This window comes from Rhizobium bangladeshense (genome assembly GCF_001662075.1).
Taxonomy (GTDB): domain Bacteria; phylum Pseudomonadota; class Alphaproteobacteria; order Rhizobiales; family Rhizobiaceae; genus Rhizobium; species Rhizobium bangladeshense_B.
This window is the reverse complement of the sequence record NZ_LYPL01000043.1, coordinates 1-4648: the sequence shown is the minus strand read 5'-3', so window position 1 is coordinate 4648 and position 4648 is coordinate 1. Positions and strand designations below refer to the sequence as shown.

At 57.3% G+C, this 4648-nt stretch carries 4 protein-coding genes; 1 reads left to right on the top strand and 3 read right to left on the bottom strand.

The features are described 5' to 3' along the window. From A7X77_RS30980 to A7X77_RS30970, 3 genes are all read right to left on the bottom strand, one after another. The coding region (locus A7X77_RS30980; protein ID WP_432431359.1) for an ATP-binding protein at positions 1 to 915 on the bottom strand (915 nt) is incomplete at its 3' end. Between the two features lie 40 nt (positions 916 to 955). Then, on the bottom strand, positions 956 to 2473 hold the full coding sequence (locus A7X77_RS30975) for a serine/threonine-protein kinase (RefSeq protein ID WP_064686607.1): 1518 nt from the start codon (positions 2471 to 2473) through the stop codon (positions 956 to 958). Positions 2474 to 3045: 572 nt separating this feature from the next. Then, positions 3046 to 3930, bottom strand: a complete 885-nt coding sequence (locus A7X77_RS30970; protein ID WP_064686606.1) for a LysR family transcriptional regulator — start codon at positions 3928 to 3930, stop codon at positions 3046 to 3048. A 119-nt stretch (positions 3931 to 4049) separates the two neighbouring features. Here A7X77_RS30970 and A7X77_RS30965 point away from each other — a divergent pair. After that, positions 4050 to 4648 (top strand): SDR family NAD(P)-dependent oxidoreductase (locus A7X77_RS30965; protein WP_064686605.1); only part of this gene is annotated, 599 nt, incomplete at its 3' end.

Here is a 4648-nt window from a genome sequence, read left to right as displayed (position 1 = left end):
AAGGCCGCGTTGAGCGGCTGAAAAATTGTCCGATTGGACCAGATGAAGCTCGACTTTCAGACGATAAACCGTTGCAAGATGAACCTTCGTTTGAGCCTGTTCCAGAAGGTGCTCTACCATGGTCCTTGCTTCGTCGAGCTGACCTGCCATGAACGTGCATTCCGCTTGCTGCAGCGAGAGATTGAATGTCAAATCATAGTTACCGTGCCATGACCGGTCGTTGAGATACGCGAGCCCCTGATCTAGGTAGCCTCGAGCCGCCGCATACGCGCTGGTTGATTTCGCCTTGATCCCCGCGCGGAGATTTAATGATGCTGCAAGGAGCCGCGTTTCCGCCTCATCCTGTGGGATCGCTGCTCGATTGAATTGGTCAACGACATCGAATAATTGCTCGTCCACATCGTCGCCGTAAAGCACGGCAAGTTGTGAAGCGATATGCCTGTGCGTGGAGCGTCGTTCTGGCTCGCTGAGCATCGCGTAAGCCGCTTCTTGCACTCGGTCATGGGCGAAAGCGTAAGTCGCATCTGCCTTAATGAGCATTCCCATGCGAAGCGCCCCCTTCAGGAGGTCCTGGACCTCGCGCTCCCGTTTCCCGAGGACGCGGTGGAACTGCTCGATGTCGATGGAACTCCCCATGCAAGCGGCCAGTTTCAGTGTCTGCAAAGAGTCGAGGGAAAGCCTGCTCAATCGCTCGACCATGAGGTCGACGACGTTTTCGCTGATCTGCTTCGTCGATATCCTGTCTACGTCCCAGCGCCATGCTGATGTAGTGGTGTCATAGTAGATCAGTTTCTCATCGGCCATTGCGCCAATGAACTGGAGAATAAAGAAGGGGTTGCCGCCGGCCTTGCTGGTGATGACGCGCGACAGAGGTTCGACCCTGCCCGGCTCGGTCTCAAGCAGATCGGCCAACATCGTAGACACATCGTTGGACGATATCCCGGTGAGCCGAACTTCATCTATCGGTCGACCGGCGGCGCGGATCAGGTCCAAGCGGCGGGTCAGAGGGTGAGTAGGCCCAACCTCGTTGTCGCGATAGGCTCCAATTATCATCAAGTGCTTGAGGTCCAGCCGCGTCGAAACATGTGTGAAGAGATCGAGCGTGGCCAAATCGAGCCTTTGTGGCGAAGACCTCGATAAAACTCTGGAAAACCGACATCAGCCGAGTGTGGGCTTCCGGCCCGGACAAGGCGGGCACCGGCGGTTGTTTGCAAATAACGGCTTCAAGCTCCGGGATGAGGTTGACCATCAGTTCCCCGTTGGACCCAAGCGCGCCAAGGAAATTGGCGCGCCATTCGGCGAGTTCGTCCTCTTCCTTCCCCAGCAACTGCAGAACAAGGCCTTGAAAGGCCTGCGCAAAGATCGCGTAAGGTATGTCGCGCTTGTATTGGTCGAACTTTCCGGTCGCGAAGAGGCCTCGGAGCGGGACAAGCGCCCGTTGGAGTTCGTTTACAACTGAAGTCTTTCCTATGCCGGAATACCCTGAGACGAGCACCAGTCTCGACAAATTGCATACCGCCATTTCGTTCAGGACTGCGGTCAACTTTTGGACTTCGCGCCGTCTCCCGTACAATCCTTCCGGGATCGACAATTCGGAAGATGCGTCGCCGCTGCCGAGCTCGAATGCCTCGATGGCATTCCCGCTCTCCAGTTCGTTCAGGCACCGTGTTAGGTCCTGTTCCAGTCCTCTTGCGGTCTGATATCGAGCCTCGGCAGACTTTTCCATGAGCTTCATCAAGATCGCGCCGACCGCCTCCGGAACATCCGGCGACAGCTCCCGAGGGGATGTCGGGTGACGAGCGACATGGCAGTGAATCCATTCGGCCGGGTCGGATGCAGAGAAAGGCAAAAATCCCGTGAGGAGCTCGTATAAGGTGACGCCCAGTGCGTACAGATCGCTTCTAGCGTCTACGGACCGGTTCATTCTGCCTGTCTGCTCTGGAGCCATATACTGGAGTGTGCCCTCGATCACCTTGGGCGGCATCGTGGAACGCCGTTCGCGCGGCAGGCGGGAGGCAATGCCAAAGCCTGTAATTCGGATATCGTCGAACGTTTCGCCAACCAGGAGGTTACCCGGCCGGATGTCCTTGTGGATCAATCCGCTGACATGCATCCCGTTGACGGCACGACTGGCCGCGGCCGCCACCCGCAAGAAGTCAGGAAGTTCCAACCGCGTTTGGATATATGCGGAGAGCGGGCGGCATGGTTGGTCGTCGTACGCAAGGGTTCCGGATTCCGCCTCAAAACTGTGGGGTCGTAGTGCCCACTTGTTGTCGAGTTGATCCCTTATCTGGAACTCACGGCTCAGTCGTTGGAGATATCCGCGCGCAACGCCCCGCTCAGAGGGAAGGACGACAAGGGCGGGCGGCGCGCCGTCTTTGAAGGCGACTCTGTGAAATGCCCTATCATCGTCAAGCCAGAGCACTTCGGCATTTGCCGCATCAGAGTCTTCATCCCAATCGATGGAAAACATCGCGCAAATATCGCCTCGGGCCGTTTTCAAGGAGGACGCGTTGATCGCTGACGCCGATCTCCGGAAACCGCCAGTCTCCGTCTAAAGCTCGAGATTGAGCGGGCGGCACGCTGGGGACCGCCGCAGGCTGCTCAATAAAGTTCGAATTGGGGTGATCAGTCCTTCTTGCCCATCGAGCAACACGATCACCTTTGGACCTGCCAGTCATCGTTGCCACCTCGAAAACTGTGAGCGCGTCTGCGAATTAATCACACGCCGACAATCCTAAGATGCCGGTGCTAAATATTGACGAAATCCCTCTGCGGGAACAAGGTAAGCCCTCTCTCGAAAAGCGTCAAATTCCAAATCCACGAGGTTTCCTTCTCGGTACGTGCTCGCCATGGCTCAGTGCTTGCTCGACGCCAGACCAACCGGTGAAACACAATGGTCGGGAGAACAGCCAGCGTTGGGTGTTCCTCGCTGAGCAATCGCCTAAACGCGCAATCCGATCCGTATTCGCCTGCTGCGGGGCACAGTGGCAGTAGCACTACGAGACCACCCGCCCTAAACCCTTTTTACCTCGAGCTTAGCAGCTATGCTTTGATCGTATCGACAAAGGCCCGAAATCCCGCCGACATGTTTCGACGGCTCGGGTAATACAGGTACAGTGGCTCTTCGGGCTGACACCATTCGTCCAAAACCTTGATTAGCCTGCCTGCGGCCAACGGCTCGGCAACCCGGTCTTCCCACACATAAGCCAGCGCCACTCCATCCAATGCCGCCCGGGTCATGAGCTCGTGATCGTCAAGCGACAGAGGACCTGTCGGCTGGAAAGTGATCGCCTGGTCGTTTCTGGAGAATTCCCATGCATAGCGCACGCCGGAGGGAAACATGTTCTGGATGCAAAGGTGCCGCTTGAGGTCATGGGGGGTCTCCGGAACGGGCCGGCGCTCGAAATACGACGGTGACCCCACGACGACGAGGCGTAACCTCGGCCTGATGCGGACCGCGATCATTCCTTCGGACACACGTTCCCCGAAGCGAATGCCAGCGTCATACCCTTCTTGCACGATGTCGACGAGCCTGTCCGTAGCGCTGATTTCCAGCTCTAGGTTTGGGTTCTTCTCCAGCAACGGACCGATGATCGAACCAATGACAAAGGGAGCGATGGAGTTCGGGACGTTCAGCTTGACCCTTCCGAATGGTGTATGGCGAAAGCGATTCAGGGCATCCAGGGCTGAGGCGATCTCACCAAATGCAGGGTCGAGATGTGATTGTAGCAACTCGCCAGCCTCGGTCAGCGAGACGCTCCGCGTCGTTCTATTGAGAAGGCGGATACCGATACGTTGCTCCAGATTGAGAACGGCATGGCTGACTGCCGATGCAGTGACACCCCGCTCTTCACCCGCTTTGCGGAAGCTTTTGTGACGGGCGACCGCCGCGAAAGCCGCCAGTTCGGAAAGCTCGGTGGCGCGCATTAATGAACCTAGCTCATGATTATCTCAAAAAAGAGTATTCTTATACATCAGACGGAAATCGGTCAACTTCCATCACATCAGCAGCGAGCTGAAGAACATCACTTCGGAAGGAGACCATCATGAAAGTCTGGTTCATCACAGGCGCATCCCGGGGATTTGGGGCGCTGATCACCAAGGAAGCCCTGGCCGCCGGCGACGCCGTTGTCGCTACCGCACGTAACCCCAAGACTGTCATCGAACAGATCGGCGAGCATCCGAACCTTCTGCCCGTTGCACTCGACGTCACCAACGAAGAGCAGGCAAAGGAAGCCGCAGCGCTCGCTATCCAGCGTTTCGGCCGGATCGACATTCTCGCCAACAACGCCGGTTACGGCCTGCTCGGCGCGGTCGAGGAAGCTACGAACAGCGAAATCGAGGCACTCTATGCAACGAACGTGTTTGGGCTTCTGAAGGTGACTCGTGCGGTCCTGCCGCACATGCGCCGTCAACGCTTCGGCCATATCCTGAACTTCTCTTCGATCGGCGGTTACTTCGGCTATCCTGGCTGGGGAGTGTACGGTTCCACGAAGTGCGCTGTCGAAGGCCTTTCTGAATCGCTAGCGACCGAGCTCGCGCCATTCGGCATCAAGGTGACGATCGTCGAGCCGGGTTGCTTCCGTACCGACTGCCTGAATGACAATTCGTGGGCAATCAGCCCCGCCACGATCGCCGACTACGT

Excerpts from the sequence above, each read along its gene's own strand:
- A7X77_RS30975 (WP_064686607.1), bottom strand. The coding sequence starts at position 2,473 with ATGTTTTCCATCGATTGGGATGAAGACTCTGATGCGGCAAATGCCGAA.
- A7X77_RS30970 (WP_064686606.1), bottom strand. The coding sequence starts at position 3,930 with ATGCGCGCCACCGAGCTTTCCGAACTGGCGGCTTTCGCGGCGGTCGCC.